The organism is Rouxiella chamberiensis (genome assembly GCF_026967475.1).
Lineage (GTDB): Bacteria > Pseudomonadota > Gammaproteobacteria > Enterobacterales > Enterobacteriaceae > Rouxiella > Rouxiella chamberiensis.
In genome coordinates this window covers 4,513,229-4,535,989 of sequence record NZ_CP114058.1, presented here as the reverse complement: position 1 = coordinate 4,535,989, position 22,761 = coordinate 4,513,229, and the positions used below count along the sequence as shown (strand labels likewise).

Below are 22,761 nucleotides of genomic sequence, written 5' to 3'. Positions count from 1 at the left end.
ACGTCATATTATTTATTACCCTGCGCATCGGCTGGCGTGTGGTGCGGACGAATACGCGCCCACAGTCGCTTGGTCGCGCGGCTGCTTCTGTCCATATAGAGATACACCACGGGCGTGGTAAACAGAGTCAGGATCTGACTCAACGCCAGTCCTCCGGCAATCGCCAGCCCGAGCGGACTGCGCAGATCGGCGTCGCCACCGCTGCCCAGCGCCAGCGGCAAGGCACCGAAGAACGCCGCGAGCGTGGTCATCATGATGGGCCGGAAGCGCATCAGACAGGCCTGAACAATGGCCTGCTGCGGCGTCAGCCCGAGTCTGCGTTCGGCATCCAGCGCAAAGTCGATCATCATGATGGCGTTCTTCTTCACGATGCCTATCAGCAGCAGGATCCCTATCAGCGCAATCACCGTCAGCTGCGTATTGGTCATCAGCATCAGCAGCAATGCCCCAAGCCCGGCCGACGGCAAGGTCGACAGAATCGTCAGCGGGTGAATGTAACTTTCATACAGCATCCCTAGCACGATATAGACTGCCGCCAGCGCCGCGAGAATAAGCCACGGCATCTGGTTTGCCAGATCCTGGAAAGCCTGCGCCGTCCCCGAATAACTGGTCTGAATGGTGTCTGGCAGCGCAATTTTAGCCATCGCCGTCTTCACCGCCGCCTGCCCCTGCTCCAGCGACAGACCGTCGGCCAGATTGAAGGCGATGGTGGTCGTCGCCGATTGTCCCTGATGCGCGACCGACAGCGGCGCGTTGGCACTGCTGAACGTCGTGAACGCCGACAGCGGGATCTGCTTGCCTTCGTCAGTGACCACATACATCTGGTTCAGCACATCGGGGTCGCTCGTAAAATCGGGCGTCAGATACATCACCACATGATACTGGTTCAGGGTTTTATAGATGGTCGCGACCTGCCGCTGACTGAAGGCGTTGTTCAGCATCGCATCGATGGTCTTGACATCAACCCCCAGCTGACTCGCCTTGTCGCGGTCGATATTAAGCATCACTTCCTGCCCGCCGGTCTGTGAGTCGGAATCCACGCCGGTCAGCTCGGGCAATGCGCTGAGCGCCGTTTTAACCTTCGGCCCCCACTCGCGCAGCAGCGACAGGTCATCCGCCTGCAGGCTGAACTGATACTGGGCATTGGCACTGCGGCCACCCACGCGCAGATCCTGCGCCGCCATCAGAAACAGCTGCGAACCGGGCAGCTTGGCGGTTTCCATCATAATGCGGTTGGCCACCTGATTGGCGGTCGACTTGCGCTTGTCAAAATCTTTCAGGCGTACAAAGAACATGGCGGTATTGCGCGAGCCGAAACCGCCGCTGCCCGCCGAGCTGAGCACTGCCGAGACATCCGGATCGCGCTGAATAATCTTGGCGTAGTTAATCATCTGCGGCTGAATCGACTGGAATGAGGTGTTCTGGTCTGCGCGCAGCATTCCCATCAGCATGCCGGTGTCCTGATCCGGGAAAAAGCCCTTCTCGACCACGGTATAGAGATAGAAATTCAGCACCACCGTCAGCAACAGCCCGAACATGGTCAGCGGCTGATGGCGCATGACCCAGTTCAACCCGCGGGAATAGGCCTGTAGCAGGCGGTTGAGCCACCCTTCAATCAGGCGATAAATGCGTGGCTGACGTTTCTCGACCGGCGGTTTTCTTTTCAGGAAGCGCGCGCAGAGCATCGGGGTCAGCGTGAGTGACACCAGCATCGAAATCAGCAGCGAAATCGACAGCGTGACGGCAAACTCGCGGAACAGACGTCCCACAATGCTGCCCATCAGCAGGATCGGAATAAACACCGCAATCAGTGACAGCGTCATCGAGAGCACGGTAAACCCGACCTCCTGCGCGCCGCGAATGGCCGCCCGCACCGGACTCAGCCCCTCTTCTATATGTCGGGTAATGTTCTCCAGCACCACAATGGCGTCATCGACCACAAAACCGGTGGCGATAATCAGCGCCATCAGCGACAGGTTGTCGAGGCTGTAGCCGAGCAGATACATGATGGAACAGGTGCCGATTAACGAGACAGGCAGCGCCAGCGCAGGGATCAGCACGGCGCGGAGATTGCGCAGGAACACAAACACTACCGCGATAACCAGCAGCGTGGCTTCAAGCAGGGTGGTTTCGGTATCGCGCAGCGAGGCGGAGACGTTCGGCGAACGGTCCAGCGCCAGATTGAGCGTCACATCGCCCGGCAGCTCTTTCTCCATCAACGGCAACGCGGCCTTGATAGCGCTGATGGTGTCGAGCATGTTGGCACCGGCCTGACGCGTCACCGCGATCATCACGGACGGCGTGCCGTTGTAATAGCCGACGTTGTATTTGTCTTCTACCGAATCATAGACGTTGGCAATATCACTCAGGCGAATGGCATTGCCATTTTTATAGGTCACGATCAGCTTGCGATACTGCGCCGCGGTACTTTGCTGGCCGTTGCCCTCAACCATCCACGACTGATCTTTTCCTTGCAGCACGCCTTTCGGCAGATTGGTGGTGCTGTTGGCGATGGCCGTGCGAATGGTGTCGAGCGAAATTCCGTAGGAACTGATGGCCTGCGGACGCAGGTCGATACGCACGCCCGGCAGCGCACTGCCCGTCAGCGATACCTGACCGACGCCGTTGACCTGCGCAATTTTCTGCTGCAACTGGCTGGAGGCAATGTCATACAGTTCGCCGTTGCTGCGCGTCGCGGAGGTCAGGGCCAGCATCACAATCGGCGCATCCGACGGGTTGGCCTTGCGGTAGGTCGGCAGCGACGGCATGCTGCTTGGCAACAGCGATCGCGAGGCGTTGATCGCCGCCTGTACGTCGCGCGCGGCCCCGTTGATATCGCGATTCAGGTCGAACTGCAAGATGATCCGCGTCGAGCCTTGCGAGCTGGACGAGGTCATTTCACTCACACCCGCAATGGTGCCCATCGCCCTTTCGAGCGGTGTTGCGACCGTTGCGGCCATGGTTTCGGGGCTTGCGCCCGGCAGGCTGGCCGACACCATCACCGTCGGGAAATCCACCTGCGGCAAAGGAGCGACCGGCAGCAGGTTATAACCCAGCAACCCCAGCAGCACGATAGCCGAGGTCAGCAGCAGCGTAGCAACCGGTCGGAATATAAAGAAGCGGGAAATATTCATTCCTGTTCCTGTACCCTACGACGCGCCGGACGCCAGCGAGTCGCCATACGGTCAAACATCAGATAAATCACCGGTGTCGAGAACAGCGTCAGGATCTGACTGAAAATCAGGCCGCCGACGATAACCAGCCCCAGCGGCTGGCGCAGTTCGGCACCGCTTCCGCTCGCCAGCATCAGCGGCAATGCCCCAATAAGCGCCGCCATCGTCGTCATCAGAATCGGTCGAAAACGCAGCAGACACGCCTGGTGAATCGCATCGCGCGGCGACATATGGTGCTTCTGTTCCGCCTCCAGCGCAAAGTCGATCATCATGATGGCGTTCTTCTTCACGATACCGATAAGCAGGATCACGCCTATCAGCGCTATCAGGCTGAACTCGGTACCGCTGAACAGCAGCGAAAGCAGTGCACCCACTGCCGCAGACGGCAGCGTGGAGAGAATCGTCACCGGGTGAATAAAGCTTTCGTAAAGAATGCCGAGCACCACATACATGGTCAGCAAGGCGGCCAGAATCAGCCACAGCGTATTGCCCGTCGCGCTTTCAAATGACGACGCAGCTCCTTGATAACGCAGCGTAATGCTCTCCGGCAACCCTATCTCGGCGCGGGTGTTCTTGATGGCTTCCTGCGCCTGTTCGATGGAGTATCCGTCATTCAGATTAAAGGAAACGGTCACCGCCGGAAGCTGGTTCAAACGCGCCTGCAAAAGCGCGCCGGTGCGCATATGAATGCTGGCGATTGAGGTCAGCTTGACCATTCCCGTGGTCGAGGTCGTGGAGCTGGTGCTCGACGAAGTACTGCTGCTGCTTGAGCTGCTGCTGGTGCTGGTGCTGGTGCTTGACGATGTGGTGGTCCCACTCGTATCCGTCGAGGTGTTGGTGCCCTCAAGATAAATATCATCAAACGATGCCGGAGACTGCTGATACTGCGGCGCAACCTCGAGCACGACGCGATACTGGTTCGCCTGGGTAAAAATGGTCGACACCAGACGCTGCCCGAAGGCGTTGTACAGCGCAGTATCGACGTCGGAAGCCGTAATGCCGTAACGCGCGGCGGCGTCGCGATTCAGCTCGACATAGGCCACCTGCCCCTGCTGTTGCAGGTTGCTGACCACGCTGTTGAACTCCGGCTGCTGACTCAGTTTCGCCAGCAGTTTCGGCGTCCAGCTCACCAGATTGGTGCTGTCGGTATCGTCCAGCGTGAACTGGTACTGGCTCGGTGTAACCTGATCGTCGACGGTCAAATCCTGCGAAGCCTGCATGTAAAGCTGAATACCGGCAACCGACGCCGTCTCCTGCTTCAGACGGGCAATGACCGCAGGCGCGCGATCGTCACGTTCATCGATAGACTTGAGGTTTATCTGCAGGCGGCCACTGTTGAGGCTGGTATTGTTGCCGTCGACGCCAATGGTCGAGGCCACGCTTTCAACGTCTTTGTCCTTGAGGATAACATCGGCAAGCGCCTGCTGTCGGCGTCCCATTTCGCTAAACGAAACGTCCTGCGAGGCCATGGTGATACCCTGCACCATGCCGGTATCCTGCGACGGGAAGAACCCTTTCGGCACCATCAGATAAAGCAGACCCGTAAAGACCAGCGTGGCCAGCGCCACCAGCAGCGTCAGCCGCTGATGATTCAGCACCACCGTCAGCATGCGGTCGTAACCGGCAATAAGCCTGTCGAAGACCTGGCCGCCCTTGCGATAGAAACGGCTCTGCTTCTCTTCCGGAATATGGCGCAGCAAATAGGCGCACAGCATCGGCGTGAGTGTCAGCGAAACCAGCATCGACACGATGATCGATACCGCAAGCGTAATGGCGAATTCGCGGAACAGCCGCCCGACCACATCGCCCATGAACAGCAGCGGAATAAGCACGGCAATCAGCGAGAAGGTCAGCGAGATGATGGTGAACGCAATCTGTTTCGACCCGTTCAGCGCTGCCTGCATCGGCGTTTCGCCCTCTTCCAGTCGCCGCGAAATGTTCTCGACTACCACAATGGCGTCATCGATAACAAAGCCGGTGGCGATAGTCAGCGCCATCAGCGACAGGTTGTTAAGGCTGAAACCGCACAGGTACATCACGCCGAAGGTGCCTACCAGCGACAGCGGTACAGCCACGCTCGGGATAAGCGTCGCCGCGATATTGCGCAGGAACAGGAAGGTCACCATCACCACCAGCGCTATCGACAGCAGCAGTTCAAACTGCACATCGCTGATAGAAGCACGGATAGTCTGGGTACGGTCGGAGAGAATGGAAACCTTGATGGAATCCGGCAGCGCGGCCTGCAACTTCGGCAGCTGCGCCTTGATGTCGTCCACCACCGAAATCACGTTGGCACCGGGCTGGCGCTGAACGTTGATGATGATGGCAGGCTTGTTGTTCGCCCACGCCGACAGATACTCGTTTTCCGGCGCTTCGCTCAGGGTCGCGATATCTTTCAGACGCAGTGCGGCCCCGTTGCTGTAAGTCACAATCAGGTTACCGTACTCTTCGGCCGTGCGCAGCTGGTCGTTGGCGTCGATGGTAATCGAGTGATGCTTGCCGTCGAAGCCGCCTTTCGAGCCGTTGACGTTGCTGTTGCCGATAAGGGTATTGATGTCTTCCAGCGTCAGGTTATGCGACGCCAGCGCGCGCGGATTCACCTGTACGCGCACCGCAGGCTGATGTCCCCCGGCCAGCGTCACCAGACCCACGCCCGAAATCTGCGACAGTTTCAGCGCCACGCGGGTATTGACCAAATCCTGTACCCTGGTCAGCGGCAGTGAATCGGAAGTGACTGCCAGCGTAATCACGGCGCTGTCGGCCGGGTTAACCTTTTTATAGGTCGGCGGATTGGGCAGATCGCTCGGCAACAGGCTGTCGGCGGCATTGATTGCGGCCTGCACTTCCTGCTCGGCGACATCGAGCGACAAATCCAGCGAGAATTTCAGGGTGATGATCGACGAGCCGGTGGAGCTGGTCGAGTACATCTGACTCAGGCCGGCCATCTGGCCCAACTGCCGTTCAAGCGGGGCCGTAACGCCCGACGCCATGACGTCGGGACTCGCGCCCGGATAGAGCGTCGTGACCTGAATGGTCGGATAATCGACCTGCGGCAGCGCCGAAGTCGAGAGCATATTGTAGGCAAAGATCCCCGACAGCAGCACGGCCACCATCAGCAAAATCGTGGCGACCGGCCTCAGGATGAATAGGCGTGATGGATTCATTTCGTCCCGCTGTCTTTGCCGGTGGTCGCTTTGTCTACGCCGGTTTTATCGGGCTGCTCCTGACCTGCTGCGGAAGCCGCTGCGCTTTCCGCCGTCACGACCTGCACTTTGGTGCCATCGTTCAGACGATCGATACCGGTAGTTACCACCTGATCGCCCGGCGCAATGCCCGACAGCAGCGCGACCTTGTCATCGCCATAGGCAGGCCCCGATTTCACCGCCTGACGTTTCACGGAGCCGTCTTTCTGGATGACATACACAAAGTCGCCGTCAGAACTCAGTTGCAGCGCCGCAGAAGGGATGACGGTCGCGTTGTCCAGCGTGCCAACCTGTAAGCGAGCATTCACAAACTGATTGGGATAGAGCGCGTCGTCCGCGTTGTCAAACACGGCTTTAAGTTTAACGCTGCCGGTAGTGCTGTCGATTTCATTGCTCATAAACTGGAGCTTGCCCTGCGCCAGCACGTTGCTGCCGTTCTGGTCGAAGGCCGTGGTCGGCAGAGACTGACCGTTGCGCAGGGATTTCATGATGGTTTGCAGATTGCTTTGCGGCACGCTGAAGGTGACGGCAATCGGCTGAGTTTGCGTAATGGTCACGATACCGGAGGTGTCGCTGGTGGTGACCATATTGCCCGGGTCGACCAGACGCAGACCTACGTGACCGCTAATCGGCGCGGTGATACGCGCAAACTGCAGGTTCAGTTTCGCGGCGGCAATCTGGGCCTGATCGGCCTTTACGGCACCGCTATATTGACCGGCGGTCGCAATCTGGCTTTCGAGATCCTGACGGGCCAGCGAGTCCTGCGCATAGAGTTTACGGTAACGCGCCAACGTCAGCTGCGCGCTTTTTTCCAGCGCCTGATTCTGCGCCAGTTCGCCCTGATACTGCTCAAGCGTCGCCTGGTAGCTGCGTGGGTCAATCTGTGCCAGCAGTTGTCCGGCTTCGACTTTCTGCCCTTCGGTGAAATACACTTTCATCAGCTGGCCGTCAACGCGGCTGGTCACGGTGACAGAGGCATTCGGGATAACCGTTCCCAATGCGCGCAGATAAACCGGCACATTGGCCTGTTCGGCCACGCCCGCCTGCACCGGCGTCGCGCCGCCTACCATACCCGGCATACCGCCTCTCATGCCACCCCGCATACCGCCGCGGTGACGTTCGTTGCCCGCAGGCGCGCCGTTTGAGGGGGTACTCTTATGAAAGAAGAAGAACCATGCTGCAATCGCCAAAACGATGACAGCAAGAATGATCCACAAGGTTTTGCGGCTTTTGGAGCGGGATGAGGCAGTTGGCAGCATAAATTTCTTAAATTCGCACGAGTGATGGGAAGAAAACAGCTGAAAATGGTCGTTCAACCAGAAGCGTTCATTATCCAGAATTTACAGGTAGACTGTTTTTAGGGCAACGTAAAGATTATGTAATCGATCATGTAAAAATGATTCTTAAAGTCTAAAAATTTACGTATATTCAATAAACACAGAGTCTATCCTGTGCTACCTCTCTATTATCTCAATGGGCGGTCTACCTATATAAAGAGCAATCGTGAGAGGCATACCCAGCGCCTGTAAAATAGTATGATGAATAGGCAATAATTAACTTTTCCGTTTACAGTGACCTTGATATCTTAAGGTATTGAATATTTTTAAAGCAAAGCGTGGCGCACTAGACGCCATTCCCGGGCTTTTAAAAAGGAAAAAGCGAGTCCCTATGAGCATTACGCCTCACTCAAGGCCGGTCATCGGCGTGACGTTAGACAGCGAAGAACCCGGCGGTTATTCCGACAGCCCGTGGTATGCGCTGCGACAAAACTATATGAGCAGCCTTGTGGAACTGGGCGCAGTGCCGCTGGCGTTACCGCATCACGGCGAACTGTCCAACGAGTTTCTGTCTCTGTGCGACGGCATCATCGTTACCGGGGGTGCCTTCGACGTGCCGCCTGCCATGTTCAACGCCCTGCAAAGCAGCGACCAGGTTCGTCTCAAACCCGGCCGTACTGAATTCGAAACGGAAATCGTCAAGGGTGCCATGCTTCGCGACATGCCGCTGCTGGGCATCTGCGGCGGCGAACAGTTGCTGGCGGTGTTGACGGGCGGTACGCTGATTCAGCATATTCCCGACACCCTACCCCATGCGCTCGAACACAGCACAACGGTCGATACCGAAAACGCCGGTGGCAAGATACGCGCGCGTCATCCGGTAGAGATCCTCGACGGAACAAAGCTTAGCAAGTTAGTGAGTGTTCGCAACTACGAGGTCAACAGTTCGCATCATCAGGCCGTGCAATCGGTCGGCAAGAACTGTCGTGTCAATGCGCTCTCCCCCGACGGCGTGATTGAAGGGCTGGAGTGCGACGACTATTACTTCTGCATGGGCGTGCAATGGCATCCGGAATATTTGCAGAATCCGCAGGACCGCGAACTGCTGAAAGCGTTTGTCGAAGCCGCCGATGACTATAAAAATGCCCGCCGCTCTTCCGGCAAGGCCATGGCGAAAGCGATGAACGAGTCACACGTCAACCGCTCGGGCGACAGCGCCAACAATCAATAATCGGCTGCACTGCGGCGCTAGTTCGCCGCAGGAGGAAGCGCCGCAATAATCCGCTGTGCCTGACTGGCGCTCAGCGGATAATGAAAGAAACGGCGATAGAAATCCTGCGTCGCCGCAACGATGTTAAGGTTCGCAAACAGCTCCGGATGCAGCTGTTTCGCCGCCCACTGAATCTGCAATGCCGCCTCTGTCCCGTATCTGTCCCACGGAAATACGCCCGATGGATTCTGCCACACCTTGTGCTGCTGCACGGCTTTCAGCGGCTGAAACAGCGAGGCGTAATCCGAGGTTTCAATCTTCCCTGCTCCCGCGCCGATAATCATGACGTCGGGCTGCCATGCCAGCACCTGCTCCGGCGACACCTCTTTCATGTTTCCTTTCACGCCCACCGCCGCATTGCGGCCCCCGGCAAGGCGGATCCAGGTGTCTATCAAGGTATCGCTGCCGTCGATTTTCAGAGGATGCAGCGAGACGATATGCAGCACACTCGGCCGCTGCGCTTCGGAAAGCGCGCCGGTTTTCGCCTGAATGGCCGCGACTTCGCTGTCGAGATACAGATTATACCGCTGCGCCTGTTGTTCGGCCTGCGGCGTGCCCAGCACGGCGGCGGTGGTCAGCAGCACCTGTTTCATCGACGTGAAATCGGTAAATTGCACCTCGACGGTCGGCAAATGCGCCTGTCGATAGGCAGGCACATCGCCGTTCCCCTGCGCGGCAAACACCACATCGGTTTTTTCCGCCAGCAGGGTTTCGGGATTAAACGTCGTACCGTGCACGCTCAATGCCTTATTCAATGAGGGCTGAATCAAGAACATCCACGGGCGATCCTGCGCATGATTGACCGTGGCGATAATCTTGTCCCCCGCGCCCAACGTCATCAGCAAGGAGTGGTGCGCATACCAGGCGTCGGCGATGCGCTCGACCTTGTCCGGCACGCTGACTGGCGTCCCGGCCGTGTCGACGACCTGCCGCTGGGCAAACGCCGCCTGCAACGGAGTCAGCAGCAGCGCAACCGCCGCCAGCAGAGTAGATAACCGATTTGCACTGCCTTTCATAAGCTTCTCCGAAATGACGTAGGCTGCGGCAACATTGCCCGCCCCTAGAAATCAACCTGCATTGAAAGCTGCGCCATGCGCGGTGCGCCGAGCGAGGCGCTAGCGTAACCCGCGCCGGTGTAACCGTTTAGTCCGCCCGGCACGATGTTGGTCCAGTAATGGCGATTGGTCAGGTTGGTGACATCCAGCCGGAACGTGGTCCCCGTGCCAAACAGGCGCGTGCGATAGCCTGTGCCCACATCGAAGGTGGCATAACTGCCGACCCAGCTGCCATTGGCGTTATCCGTGGCGCGACGGCCCACATAATGCGCACTGCCGCTGACGTCCATGCCCTGCACGAAGGGTAAATCATAGACCACCAGCAGATTACTGGTCACACGCGGCAGGCCGACGACCTGCTTGTCTTCGGTGCTGCTGCTGCCCGTGTCGCGCAGACGCGGATCAAGCCAGGTCACCCCGCCGAAAACATGCAGATCGGAGCGCAGGTCGCCGTCGGCCAACAGCTCCAGACCGCGGTTGCGCTGCGTGCCGTCGACCGCATAATCGCCGTTGCTCAGCGTGTAGGCATACGGGCGTTCAATCTGGAACAGCGCCGCCGTCAGCAGCGTTTTGCCGACTACCAGCTTGCTGCCCACTTCGACCTGCTTGCTGCGATACGGCGAGAGGATGGCCCCCGCATTGTTGCTGCCGCTCGGGGCGACATCGCCCTGTTGCAGGCTGTCGGCGTAGGTGGTGTACAGCGTCAGCGGTTCTACCGGTTTGTACATCAGGCTGGCCGAGCCGCTGAATCCACTGTTGTTCGATGCACTGCTGCGCACGCCGGTTTTGCCGTAGTTGCTTGAGGTCAGGAAGCTTTCGCTGCCGGCCAGCAACAGGCTCCATTTAGGGCTGAAGGTCAGTGTATCGCCTACCAGAAATGCCTGCTGGGTGCTGCTGGCCGAGTGGTAACGATCGGTAAAATCAGGGTAATCCGGCTCATTAAAGGCCAGAGTATTATCGAGATTGGCCGAGCCGAGGGTTTGCGACGCCCCGTTTACCGGATTGTAGTTTTTCCACACAAACCCGCGCATGCCTAGCGACAGAGAGTGGCTCAACCAGCCGGTATCGACTCGGCCGGTCAGATTGGCCATATAACTGTTGATGGTGAAACGGCTGGCGGTCGCGCTGGACACCGTCGAAGTGTAAGCGCCCGCATTGTTGGTCAGCGTGTTGGTGACCGCCGTGGATTCGCGGTCGGCAATCTGGCGCAGGAAGCCGAACTCACCCAGCCAGTTGCCGTCGAAATCATATTTGAAATGCACGCTGGCGGTGGTGGTCCTGTCATCGTCACCGGCGTAATACTGACCGTAGCGCCCGTCGGTGGCATTCAAAGCACTCGGGAACGTCGTGCCGCTGGCAAGCGCAAATTTACCCGGCAACCCTTTCTGATAGAAATGGTAATAGCTGAAATTGGTCTGCATGGTCAGCTTGTCGGTCAGCTGGAAATCCAGCGCCAGACTCGCCAACTGACGACGGCGCGTGCTGCCGCTGGCATACCCGCGCCCCTCGTCATCCAGCAGATTCAGCCGATACTTCACGCGATCTTCGCTGTCCAGCGGCCCACCGAGATCGGTTGAAATCAATGTGCCGGTTCCTGTGCCTGCTCCCACGGTGACGGAGTGCTGTGGCGTATCCGTCGGGCGCTTCGACACAAAATTGAAAATACCGGCCGGATTGGCAGGACCATAAAGCGCACCGGCCAAGCCGTTCAGGACTTCAATCTGTGAAAACTGCTCGGCGGGATAATCGGTGGTCGACACGACGTTCAACCCGTCGATCATCGAGTTCTGTACTACGCTGCCCTGCATGCCTCGCGACTGCGGACGCGCGCCGTCACCCTGTACCGACGGCAAATACCGATAGAGGTCCGTTACGCTTTGCAGCTGCTGACGTTTAATGAGTGATTGCGGCAATACTTCGACCGAATATGGGGTATTGGCGATGGCTCGACTGCCAAGACTGCCCAATGTCGCCTGTTTGTCGGGGGAAGCCGGTTCGGCCTGGGTAGTATTATCAAGGGTGGCCGCATTCACAACCAGGGTGTCATCGGCGCGGACGTGCGCCGACAGCATCAAAAAGGATGCTGCGCAGGTGAAAAGCTTTTTATTGTGCATTTTATATTTATCTATGGCGTTTTATTAAAGACTTCCCCCTCGCAAAGAAAATAATGACGTCATAATGCGGCACTCAGGCAAAAATGCATGAATTGGCGAGGGAAAACTAAACAGATTTTGGATGCTATCATCGATATATATTTGTGTATATAACGAAAATTGTTATTAATTCTGTCCATCGCCGAGTTTGGCGGGATAATTAATCTCGGTCATTAACTATTCCGCTCCTTTCTATTTCTGCATGACTTAATTGATTCATAAACCCGCGCAATCATATTGATGCGCCGGTGAGAGACTTTCCTGTTTTATGGCCCCGAAAAGGGGCCGTGAAAGAGATTAACCCAGCACTTTTTTAACGCAGTTCTTGAATACGCGCACGCCGATTTCCAATGCTTCGAGATCAAAACGCATGTCGGGATGATGCAGGCCCGGCGTCAGATTCGCCCCTAACCCCCAGAACCCGGTTTTTACCTCGGGACGCTGACGTGGATAGTGGAAAAAGTCTTCGCTGCCCGGCGTAAATTTCGGCTCGGTCAGCCCTTGCTCGCCCAGCACTTCGACAATCGATTCCGCAATGATGGCCGTCACGTCGTCGCTGACGATGGCGGCCGGCATCTCTTTCTGTACGCTGATTTGCGCCGTAGCGCCGAGTGCCGCCACGCTGTGTTCGATAGCCTTGAGCACTTTGGCTTTCAGTTCATCCATCGGCTCATTGTACTGCGAGCGCAGGTCCCAGCAGACTTTAGCGATGTCCGGCACGGAGTTGGTCACCCCCGCGTCGCACAGAAAACGCGTTGCCTTGACACTCCAGGTCAGGTTGGGCGCCAGATGAATGCTGTTGACCGCCTGCACGGCCGCGACGGCCGCGTCCAGCGCGTTAATGCCAAGATGCGGACGCGCGGCGTGCGCAGGCAATCCGGTTATGGTCGCTTCGACGGTTGCACAGGCCGAATACAGCATGGCCGGCACCGCCTGCCCCATCGGACACTCTTCCAGCGGGCGCACGTGAAAACCGAGCAGCATGTCGACGTCATCCAGCGCGCCGCCTTCTACCATCGCCAGCGCGCCGGTTCCCAGCTCTTCGGCCGGCTGGAACAGGATTTTCAGGCGGCCTTTTCTGACGATGCCTTCCTTGATAACTTCCTGCGCCGTGGCGAGCACTACGGAAGAGTGGCCATCGTGACCGCAGGTATGACGCGCCTCGAGCTGCCCCTCGATAATATGGCCCAGCGCGTCCATATCGGCGCGCAGTGCCATGACCGGGCCCGGTTTACCGCTATCCAGTTCGGCAACAATACCGGTGGTGCCGTTAATGTTGCGCGTCACCTTGTAACCGGCGTTTTCCAGCGCTTCGGCAAGATAAGCCGAGGTCTTGAACTCCATAAAGCCCAGTTCAGGGATCTGATGCAGATAGTGAAAATGTTCCAGTGTGTTAGACACAAATGACTCCCGTTAAATTTTGTCTTAATCGCGTTATTTGAATGAATCTCTTGCTGGCAAGTTGGTGGAAATGCCCTGTCAGGAGATAACGCGCATAATAATCATGGCGATAATCGAGTTCAGGATGCTGGTCAGCATCAGCAGCGGCCAATATTTTTTCGGCACATCCGCCACGCCCAGCAGACGCCCCATGTACTGCAACTGCGCGCCCATCAGGAAAATGGCCGGGGCCAGAATGGTTATTTGCGCCGGATCCAGCGTGCCCTTGGTCAACAGGCTTATTGCGACGCCGGTTCCTGCCGATGAAGAGAGCCAGGCGGTCAGCAATACAGTGACCGCTTCGCCCGGCAAACCCAGCAAGCCCATTAATGGTGCAAAGGCGTGGCCCAGGAAATTCATCACGCCCAGCAGGTTCAGGATCTCCGAAATGACGTAAGCCATGACCACATTGGGCATCAGGTTATTAATCGCGATATTAAAACCTTTACGCGCGCCGATAACGAAAATATCAAAGGGATTATTGGTAGCCTTGGCAATATTACTCATTGTCGAAATCTCTTTTATAGACAGTGTTCAGGGCGAAGCGAACAAATACCGCCCCCACAAATTTCATTACAAACATGACCAGCAGCGGAATAATGACCGGCAGCGTCAATGAGGCAAACATCGCCGAACCAATCGAGAAATAGTTATTAATCAGACCGGCACCGGAATATTGCCAGGCCCCCATAATGACGACGTCTTTACGGGTTATCTGTTTGGTGTCATAGAGTTCTTTACTCAGCGCCGCGCCCGCATCGGTACTTTGCAAGTCTGTAATCAGCGCCAGACCGGTATGGCCCGGAATGCCGAGAATCGGTTTAAGTAACGGCGTCAGCAATTTATGCGCCGCGCGGATAGCGCCGTAGTGGGTGAAGATCTCGAGCATGCCGAGTGCCAGCATCACAGTCGGTACCAGCGACAGCGCGAACAGGAATCCGGCTTTCGCACTTAATCCGCCAGCGCCGACAAAAGTATTGGCGGCCGGATCTTTCATGGTGCCAAAGGATCCGCCCAACGTGGTGAAGTCGAACGCGCCCAGCCATGCCATTCCGTCGACTTTCAAAAATGCGCCGGAGAACAGCAAAATAACCGCGATTAACGCAACATAGGCCCCTGTCCCGACCCTCCACTCTTCGGCCTGCTCGACCGGTTTTTCTTCAGAAACTCTGCTGTCACTCATATTGCCTACCTTCTCTGATGTTTTTTGAAAATAAGAACTACTGCTGGTGTTTTTTAATCGTTGGCATCAAGACGATTTATAACAATTTATTAACCGTACACGCAGCCAAAGGTATTAGGGTGTCGACCCCTCGTTTTATTACTAACAACAGATAGGCATAATTCATGCCAAAAGGCGAAAGCGGGATGTTTTTTTATTATTGGCGAGTTTGCAGGCTGAAAAAGGCGATATTGCCTAAATTAACAACAGAGAGGGAAATAATGGAGACGCGAAAAATCCGCTCTTATTAAAATAAGAACGGACAGGTGTTTTCTGGCTATTTCTTACATTACGCGCCGAATACCTTGCACCCATTTGGAAGACCGTGCACCAAAATGAGGCCCCGCATTGGGCAGCGAAATTCGCGCCTGCGGATTAACCTTCGCGACCGTTTTCGCCAAGCAGAATTTCGGCGATTATCGCGGTCCGTAACGGAATATCCTTAACGATGATATGTTCATGGCGGGCGTGAATTCCGACGCCGGTTGCGCCCAGTCCGTCGAGGGTGGCAATGCCCATCGCCGAGGTGAAATTACCGTCGCTCCCGCCGCCGACCGCCTTGCCTTCCAGGTGGAAACCGAGGCGTTTTACCGCCTGCCGCGCCTGATTGAACAAGGCCAGATTTTGTGGCGTCTGCTCCATCGGCGGACGGCCTATGTCACCGGTGACCTCTACGGCAGCCCCCGCCAGATGCGGCTTGCAGGCGCGTATCGCCGCGACTGCGCGCTCGGCTTCGGCCATGTTGGTAACGCGAAGATCCACGCCAAGCACCGCTTCGTCGGCGACCACGTTAAGCTTGCCACCGCCTTTTGCTACGCCAACGTTAACCGTTGTGCCGACTTCCGGCGCATTCAGGCCGTGGAGATACAGAATCTGGTGTGCCATCTCCTGAATCGCGCTGATGCCCTCTTCGGGATTATTACCGGCGTGCGCTGCTTTGCCCGTAATCCGCACTTCGAAACGTCCCGTTCCCTTGCGGGCAATTTTGGCTTCATTCGTTTGCGCGACCGCCGGTTCGGCGACCAGAACGCGCGATGAGCCTGCGGCATGCTGCTCTATCCACTGACGCGAACTTGGGCTGCCGAGTTCTTCATCGGAAGGACAGATAATTCGGATGCTGTGCTGCGCCAATCCGCCTGTCTGCGCGATTGCGCGCACTGCCCAGATAGCCTGGATAAGACCCGCTTTCATATCCAGCACGCCCGGCCCGTAAAGCTTGCCGTCTTTTTCCACCATCGGGATCTCGTCGATTTCCCAAACGGTGTCGAAATGGCCCAGAATGCTGGTGATCTGCGGCCCCTCGCCTACACAGAACAGCAGGTGGTCGCCGAGTGTCTCCTGCGGACACACCTGAGCCTCGACGCCCAGACGTTCACGGACGATCGCCTGCAAAACCTGGCCGCAGCGGTCAGTCGCCGCCTTGTTCAGTGAGGGCGATTGCGCCTGCACCAAACGTTTGATGTCGTCGAGAATAAGCGCCGCGTGCTGTTGCAGATAATCGTGTGCCGTTTGCATAGGAGTTCCTGATGTTGAACGTCTGATTAGTGGTCAATTTGATTATCTATAACTCATTCCCTAATATAAATGCCGTTTCAATGACTATATTGTTGACCTAAGAGCAACAGTAACGAGTGCGAAAATGAGCCAACTGTTTCACGAAAAGCAAATCAGCTACCTCTACGAGGTCGGCATTCAGGGCGGAATACGGCGCGCCGCCGATATTCTGGGCATTAATGCCTCCGTCATCAGCCGTCAGATTTCTCTGCTCGAACGCACGCTGCAACTGCCGTTGCTGGAGCGCAAGGGCCGCACCGTTGTCTTGACCGAAGCGGGTAAACTGCTGGCCGACGATTTCTTCGAAAGCCGTGAACGCCGCAGTAAACTCGAGCGCCATCTCAAGGATTTGCGCTACATGAAAGGCGGCGCTATCACTATCCGCGTCGGTGCCGGTCTGGTCGATACCTTTGTCGAATACGTGCTGAAAGCCTTCGCCGCCTCCTACCCGAATGTGTTTGTCGAAATCGTGGCGGGCAACATGCAGGAGACGCTGGCGTCTATCGTTCAGGGCGAAGCGGACATGGCGCTGGCCTTCGGGCCTATCGGCAATCCCGAATTGAAACGGCACAGCTTTCCGTGGGGGCCAATCTGTGCGGTGGTTAATCCGCAGCATCCTATCGCCAAACTGGAAAAAGTAACCATCGAGGAGCTGAGTAAACATCGGCTGATTTCGTTAAGTGAAACCTTTGGATTGCAGCGACATATGAATGCAATGTTTCAGAGTCAGGGCTTTCTGTTTACCCCGGCGTATCGCTGCAACCTGTTTTCAACGGCCATGAGTCTGAGTATTTCGGGAATGGGAATTTCATTTATGAGTGCGCAGGCGGCGGGAGAGCGGATCGAGCATAACATTCTGGTGGCGGTGCCTATCGATCACCCCATCGCGACAGAGGCGCAGTGTCATCTGCTGCGCAATTCCGACCGGCGTTTTTCGCCGGCCGCACACCATTTATGGCAATTGTTATTGAACTTCTTTCAGCAAAAGGGGGAATAATTTCCCCCAAGACTTAACGCTGCGGTTAGTGGAACGCGCTCATCAGCTTGCCGAGAATAATGCCGACCACGCCGAAATCGGCATCGCCAAAGGTGGTGGAGTTTGACAGGTCACCCAGCACCGACAGCAGAATCGCAGGCAGGAAGGAGATGATCAATCCATTGACGAAAGCGCCGATAATCGCACCGCGACGGCCGCCGGTGGCGTTACCGTACACTCCCGCCGTTGCACCGCAGAAGAAGTGCGGCACCAGACCCGGCACGATGATGCTGAGTCCCAGCATCGGGAAGAAGAACATGCAGATAAGGCCGGCACAGAAGCTGCTTAAAAAGCCGATGATCACCGCATTTGGCGCGAACGGGAATACCGTAGGGCAGTCCAGCGCGGGTTTGGCATCTTTGACCACTTTATCGGCAATGCCTTTGAATGCCGGAACAATTTCGGCGATAACCATACGCACGCCCGCCAGAATGATATACACCCCTGCCGCGAAGGTAATGGCCTGAATAATCGCGAAGATAATGTAGTTCTGACCGCCGCTCACCTGTGTTTCGGTAAACTCTTTACCGGCAATTACCACCAGCACGATAAACAGAATCGTCATGGTCAGCGCGATGGCAATCGAGGAGTCGTGCAGGAATTTCAGGTGTTTGGGTACCTTGAACTCTTCCGTGGAACGGCTGCCTTTGCCCATCACCTTGCCCACCAGCGCGGCACACAGATAGCCGGTAGAACCAAAATGACCCAGCGCGAAATCGTCGCTGCCGGTAATTTTACGGGTAAAAGGCTGCAAAATGGCCGGAGAAATCACCATCAGCGCGCCAAGAATCAGGGAGCCGGTCAATACCAGCGGGAAACCACTCAGACCGCCGGTGGCGAGAATAACCGCCAGCATCGCGGCCATATACAGCGTGTGGTGCCCGGTCAGGAAGATATATTTAAGCGGCGTAATACGCGCAAAGAGAATATTGAACAGCATGCCCAATATCATGATCATCGCGGTTGATGTGCCGAAATTTTTCTGGGCAATGGCCGCGACCACATCATTATTGGGCACCACGCCCTGAATATTGAAGGAGTGGACAAATAATTCGCTGAAGCTTGTCAATGTAGTGGCAATAACGCCTGCACCGGCAATCAGAATAAGGAAACCCATAATGGTTTTCAGGGTGCCGGACACGGTATCCGAGAATGACTTTTTCTGTAGCAGCAGACCAATCAATGAAAACAGGCCGACAAGAATCGCAGGTGTCCCTAGTACATCATTAATAATAAAACTGAGCATAAATACTCCAGATAATCGGCAATGATCCCTCGTCAAACGCTACCCGTCACCCAACCGGATGCAGAAACGGCAGTGTTCACTGCCGCGCGGCCAAGGCGTGAGAGTATTTGTGAAAGAGGCGATATTAATTATTGTTATAGGTTGTTGCTCAGAATCTCTTTAATTCTGGCGTTATCCAGCAGATTGGTCAGGCCGAATACAGTACGTTTGCCGTCATCCAGGCTGGCAATAATTTCGTTTGAACCAATATAGATATCGGCCGGTTCAGACTTGGCGGAGCTTAAATCCGTATGGCTGACTTCCGCTTCCTTTCCCAACTCCTTGATAATTTTCTTCACGTTCATTTCAACAATAAAGCTGCTGCCCAGGCCATTGCCGCACACGATCAGGATCTTTTTCATCTCACATACCTTTCATTAATATTTCTGGATAAGTGCATTGAGTGCCGGATAGGTATCGGCCTTGATCAACGCCTGGAAGTCGTCTTCATCACTAAACAATTCGGCCAGATGTGAAATCATCTCGAGATGTTCCTCGCCGTTGATGGCGCAAAGCATCACGATGACAAAGACCGGATCGTTCTCTTCGGCGTCGAAATGCACGCCCTGCTTGACGTGCAGCAGCGACAGGCCCGGCGTGATCACGCCCTCTTCTGGACGGGCATGCGGCATCGCCAGTCCCGGCGCGATAACATAGTACGGGCCAAGCTTTTCGTGGGAGGCAAAAATCGCCTCGACATAGGATGGCGTAATGGCTCCGGCTGCAAGCAGCGGTGCCGCCGAGAGCTGCACGGCGGCGCGCCAGTCTTCGACCTGCTCGACGATATTGATGCGGTCTTCTGTTAACCATTTGGCGAGCATGGGAAACCTCACTGAATGAATGTTTTCAGGAGTATATGTGAAGCGCTGGCCGCGTTTCTGTGATGAAAATCGCAATTCCTGTTAGCGCTAACAGCGATACTGATAACATGATGTTAACGCTAACAATTCCATGTTCACTTAATTTTAATCGCGTGCAGGCGTGAAAAGCACAGGGGATTCGGGCTAAAATCTGCGCCAGCTAACAAGGGGAACATATGAAGGCCAAACAACGGCGAAACTCGGGAAAGAGTACTCTGGCGGATGTCGCAAAACTCACGGGCGTCAGCACGATGACCGTATCGCGGGTACTGAGAGAGCCGGAAAAAGTCTCCCCGCAGGTTCGAGAAAAGATTGAAGCCGCAATTAGCGAACTGGGTTATGTGCCCAATCTGGCGGCCAGCAATTTAGCCTCTTCAACCTCGCGCCTGATAACAACGGTGGTGCCTTCCATTAACACGCCGGGCTGTGCGCAGTTTTCGGAGGCGTTGCACAACGTGTTGAAACCTAAAGGCTATAACGTGATTATGGCCGAAGATCACTATACCGCTGCCGACGAATCCAGACTGATTGAGATGATGCTGTCCTACAATCCTGCGGCGATGGTGATGTACGATTTTGACTGTAGCGAAGAGAACAACAATCTGTTGCTGAAATCGACGATCCCTGTGGTGCAGGTCGGCGGCACCATCAGTGCGCCTATCGGCATGAACATCGGTTCAAATTACGGCCTTGCGGTGAAACAGCTAATCAATGCGCTGGCATTGAAGGGGTATCACAATATCGCCCTGCTCTGCGCGGCGCACGAGCATCATATCGTGCAGCAGATTTTGAGCGGCTGGCATTCGTCGATGCTTTCTCTCAATCACTCGCCACACCGCGTGGTCAGCTCTTCTCTGCCACCCACGCTGCAAACCGGACAACGCCTGTTACCCGATATCCTTCTGACCTGGCCCGAGCTGGATCTGCTGATTTGCACTTCTGACCAGCTGGCGAGTGGTGCGCTGCTTGCCTGCCATGACAAGGGCATTTCCGTTCCGGCGCAGTTGGCCATTGCGGCGCTCGGCGACGGCGACAGCGCCCAACTCTGCTCCCCGACATTAACTACCGTGGCAATTCCGTATCGGCAGATGGGCACCCTGACCGGCAAACACATTCTCGCCGCGCTCGAAGGCGACGAAGTGCAAGAGAGTGTGACCCTGCCAACTCAGCTCATCATGCGGGGCAGCACGGCGGTGCATTAATTTCAGGCCAGATTAACGCCATCGTCTGGCCTGCCTTGTCATCCATTCACCTCATGAATAAACCGCTTCGCGACCTCCCGAAGAATTTACCGGCCTCCTGGCGCAGCGTATCGCAACCTTCTAATCCCTAAAGATTAACCGGCAAGGCCGGGGTTTTACCCGCCGTTGTTTTTTAATGGCTCCTCTTCGAAGTATTCCTGCAAAAAAAGTGTGCTGCCCCTCTCAATTCCCTTACCTCATTCACACAAAAATAAAACACTGTTTTATAAATTTAGAGTCTCGACGGCCCGCTCTTTGTGTTTTTGCCACTTTCTCGCAGAAGGTTGCCAAATCACGAAGGTTTATCCCGTCCGCTGGCTTTAAGTTCGTTGCTAATCCGTCTGAGTAGTCCGGAAACCGTTGTTCATTGTCACCTGTCATTCAGGGAGTTTTGCACATGACCTCTCGCAAGATTGGATTAGCCAATTACCTCGCCTACGGCGCAGGGGATTTTCTGGGTGCGGGCACGACCGCGCTGACCGCCGCATGGTTATTGTATTTTTACACCACGTTCTGCGGCCTGACGCCGATTGAAGCCACGTTTATTTTCGCCATGGCGCGCGTGCTCGATGCCATCATCAGCCCACTAATGGGCTTTCTGACCGACAACTTTGGCTCTACCTGGCTCGGCAAGCGCTTTGGTCGCCGCAAATTCTTCATTTTGCTGGGTATTCCGTGCGTGTTCAGCTATAGCCTGATGTGGGTCGGCGACATGAGTTATCTCTATTATCTGCTGACTTATCTGCTGTTCGACATCGTCTACACCATGATTCTGGTGCCTTACGAAACGCTGGTGCCGGAGATGACAGACGACTTCAAGAAGAAGACCAAGTTTTCGGGCGCGCGAATCGCACTGGCGCAACTGTCGGCTATTCTGGCCGCCTTTCTGCCGGGAATTTTGCTGGGTATTTTCGGCAAGGACAACGCCCTCTCCTTCTTCTACTCGAGCCTGGTGTTTTCAGTGATTTGCGCCATTGTGCTGTCGCTGGTGTGGCGCTTTACCTGGGAACGAGCGCCGGGCGATTTCTCGGAGGAGTCGCGTCGGGCGCTGGAAGAGAAAAAGAGCCTGACCCTGCTGCAAAGTCTTAAACGTCTGTTCGTCGAGCTGGCGTCGACCTTCCGCATTCGCATTTTCCGTCAGCATCTCGGTATGTATCTTGGCGGCTATATCGCGCAGGACCTGTTTAACGCGGTCTTTACCTGGTACGTGGTCTTTGTGCTGATGCAAAGCGCACAGATGGCTTCGGACTTGATGGGTACGATGGCTATCCTGCAATTTATAGCGGTAATGGGCATGATCCCGCTGTGTATCCGCCTGGGACCTGCTCCGTCGTACCGTCTGGTCGTGGTGTTGTTCGGCGCGAGCGCGCTGTCTTATGCCGGCCTGTGGTACGCCGGTATGAGCGACAGTCTGTCGCTGCTTTTGCTGATTTCGGCTATTGCCGGACTGGGCCGCGGCGGCATCAACTATGTGCCGTGGAATATTTACACTTATATCGCCGATGTCGACGAGGCGATTACCGGCCAGCGCCGCGAAGGGATTTTTGCCGGGATCATGACTCTGACCCGCAAAGCCTCGCAGGCGGGTGCGGTAATGCTGGTCGGCATTCTGCTGCACCTTTCCGGTTTCGTCTCCGGTAAGGCGGTACAGAGTGAGACGGTGAGTCACACCATTCTGCTTATCCTCAGCGTCGGCACCGTCTGCACACTTGCGGTCGGGTTCATCATTTCGCTGCGCTTCAAACTCAACCTGCACACACACCGTATTCTGCGCGAAGAGACGCTGAAAATGCGCCTCGCCGACGGCATTGTGCCGGAGCAAACCACGCCGCAGGCGCGCGCAGTGGTCGAAACGCTGACCGGCATGCCCTATGACAATCTGTGGGGCAATAACAACATTGGTTTTCTCAATCGCAACAAGACGCCCGCGGCAGCGCTCGACCCTGCCCGCAGCGGCCTCTCCCCTCTTGCTCAACCGGTGAAAAGATAGGA

Annotated in this window: 16 protein-coding genes; 4 read left to right on the top strand and 12 right to left on the bottom strand. The window is 56.0% G+C overall.

What is annotated here, in order from left to right; all coding sequences use genetic code 11:
• Nucleotides 1-8 precede the first annotated feature (8 nt).
• Genes O1V66_RS21245 through O1V66_RS21235 form a run of 3 tightly spaced genes read right to left on the bottom strand, consistent with a single transcriptional unit; the run spans nucleotide 9 to nucleotide 7,635 of the window.
• Nucleotides 9-3,134, bottom strand: a complete 3,126-nt coding sequence (locus tag O1V66_RS21245) for a multidrug efflux RND transporter permease subunit (protein ID WP_045049512.1) — start codon at nucleotides 3,132-3,134, stop codon at nucleotides 9-11.
• Nucleotides 3,131-6,337, bottom strand: coding sequence for an efflux RND transporter permease subunit (locus O1V66_RS21240; protein ID WP_045049513.1), 3,207 nt, complete (start codon nucleotides 6,335-6,337; stop codon nucleotides 3,131-3,133). Before O1V66_RS21240 ends, O1V66_RS21245 begins: the two co-directional genes overlap by 4 nt.
• Nucleotides 6,334-7,635 carry an MdtA/MuxA family multidrug efflux RND transporter periplasmic adaptor subunit gene (locus tag O1V66_RS21235; RefSeq protein ID WP_045049601.1) on the bottom strand — a complete coding sequence of 434 codons (1,302 nt, stop codon included), beginning with the start codon at nucleotides 7,633-7,635 and terminating at the stop codon, nucleotides 6,334-6,336. Before O1V66_RS21235 ends, O1V66_RS21240 begins: the two co-directional genes overlap by 4 nt.
• A 409-nt stretch (nucleotides 7,636-8,044) precedes the next feature.
• Here O1V66_RS21235 and O1V66_RS21230 point away from each other — a divergent pair, with 409 nt between their 5' ends.
• Entirely contained in the window at nucleotides 8,045-8,884 is an 840-nt protein-coding gene (locus O1V66_RS21230) for a gamma-glutamyl-gamma-aminobutyrate hydrolase family protein (RefSeq protein ID WP_045049514.1), read from the top strand.
• Between the two features lie 17 nt (nucleotides 8,885-8,901).
• Here O1V66_RS21230 and O1V66_RS21225 read toward each other — a convergent pair whose 3' ends face one another.
• The 6 genes from O1V66_RS21225 to O1V66_RS21200 form a co-directional block, all read right to left on the bottom strand.
• Nucleotides 8,902-9,939: an ABC transporter substrate-binding protein gene (locus tag O1V66_RS21225; RefSeq protein WP_082051065.1), complete on the bottom strand. Its 1,038-nt coding sequence runs from the start codon at nucleotides 9,937-9,939 to the stop codon at nucleotides 8,902-8,904.
• A gap of 44 nt (nucleotides 9,940-9,983) precedes the next feature.
• Entirely contained in the window at nucleotides 9,984-12,050 is a 2,067-nt protein-coding gene (locus tag O1V66_RS21220) for a TonB-dependent receptor (protein WP_269128001.1), read from the bottom strand.
• A 378-nt stretch (nucleotides 12,051-12,428) separates the two neighbouring features.
• Nucleotides 12,429-13,532, bottom strand: a complete 1,104-nt coding sequence (locus tag O1V66_RS21215; protein ID WP_045049516.1) for a M20 peptidase aminoacylase family protein — start codon at nucleotides 13,530-13,532, stop codon at nucleotides 12,429-12,431.
• A 78-nt stretch (nucleotides 13,533-13,610) separates the two neighbouring features.
• Complete coding sequence (locus tag O1V66_RS21210) at nucleotides 13,611-14,078, bottom strand: YjiG family protein (protein WP_045049517.1); 468 nt, start codon at nucleotides 14,076-14,078, stop codon at nucleotides 13,611-13,613.
• Complete coding sequence (locus O1V66_RS21205) at nucleotides 14,071-14,754, bottom strand: nucleoside recognition domain-containing protein (RefSeq protein WP_045049518.1); 684 nt, start codon at nucleotides 14,752-14,754, stop codon at nucleotides 14,071-14,073. The genes O1V66_RS21210 and O1V66_RS21205 overlap by 8 nt, the downstream gene beginning before the upstream one ends.
• A gap of 414 nt (nucleotides 14,755-15,168) precedes the next feature.
• Nucleotides 15,169-16,308 (bottom strand): M20 family metallopeptidase, encoded by a 1,140-nt coding sequence (locus O1V66_RS21200; protein WP_045049519.1) that lies wholly within the window; start codon nucleotides 16,306-16,308, stop codon nucleotides 15,169-15,171.
• A gap of 124 nt (nucleotides 16,309-16,432) precedes the next feature.
• On the opposite strand from O1V66_RS21200, the gene O1V66_RS21195 reads away from it, so the two are divergent.
• Nucleotides 16,433-17,344 (top strand): LysR family transcriptional regulator, encoded by a 912-nt coding sequence (locus tag O1V66_RS21195; RefSeq protein ID WP_045049520.1) that lies wholly within the window; start codon nucleotides 16,433-16,435, stop codon nucleotides 17,342-17,344.
• A 25-nt stretch (nucleotides 17,345-17,369) separates the two neighbouring features.
• Here O1V66_RS21195 and O1V66_RS21190 read toward each other — a convergent pair whose 3' ends face one another.
• From O1V66_RS21190 to O1V66_RS21180, 3 genes are all read right to left on the bottom strand, one after another.
• Entirely contained in the window at nucleotides 17,370-18,629 is a 1,260-nt protein-coding gene (locus tag O1V66_RS21190; RefSeq protein WP_045049521.1) for a PTS ascorbate transporter subunit IIC, read from the bottom strand.
• Between the two features lie 134 nt (nucleotides 18,630-18,763).
• The gene (locus O1V66_RS21185; protein WP_045049522.1) at nucleotides 18,764-19,030 is read right to left on the bottom strand and encodes a PTS sugar transporter subunit IIB; all 267 of its coding nucleotides are present in this window, start codon (nucleotides 19,028-19,030) and stop codon (nucleotides 18,764-18,766) included.
• A gap of 15 nt (nucleotides 19,031-19,045) precedes the next feature.
• Nucleotides 19,046-19,489 (bottom strand): PTS sugar transporter subunit IIA, encoded by a 444-nt coding sequence (locus O1V66_RS21180; protein WP_045049523.1) that lies wholly within the window; start codon nucleotides 19,487-19,489, stop codon nucleotides 19,046-19,048.
• Nucleotides 19,490-19,704: 215 nt separating this feature from the next.
• Here O1V66_RS21180 and O1V66_RS21175 point away from each other — a divergent pair, with 215 nt between their 5' ends.
• Both O1V66_RS21175 and O1V66_RS21170 read left to right on the top strand, forming a co-directional pair.
• Nucleotides 19,705-20,730 (top strand): LacI family DNA-binding transcriptional regulator, encoded by a 1,026-nt coding sequence (locus O1V66_RS21175; RefSeq protein WP_045049524.1) that lies wholly within the window; start codon nucleotides 19,705-19,707, stop codon nucleotides 20,728-20,730.
• 436 nt (nucleotides 20,731-21,166) lie between these two features.
• Nucleotides 21,167-22,759, top strand: coding sequence for an MFS transporter (locus O1V66_RS21170; RefSeq protein ID WP_045049525.1), 1,593 nt, complete (start codon nucleotides 21,167-21,169; stop codon nucleotides 22,757-22,759).
• The last annotated feature ends 2 nt before the right edge of the window (nucleotides 22,760-22,761 follow it).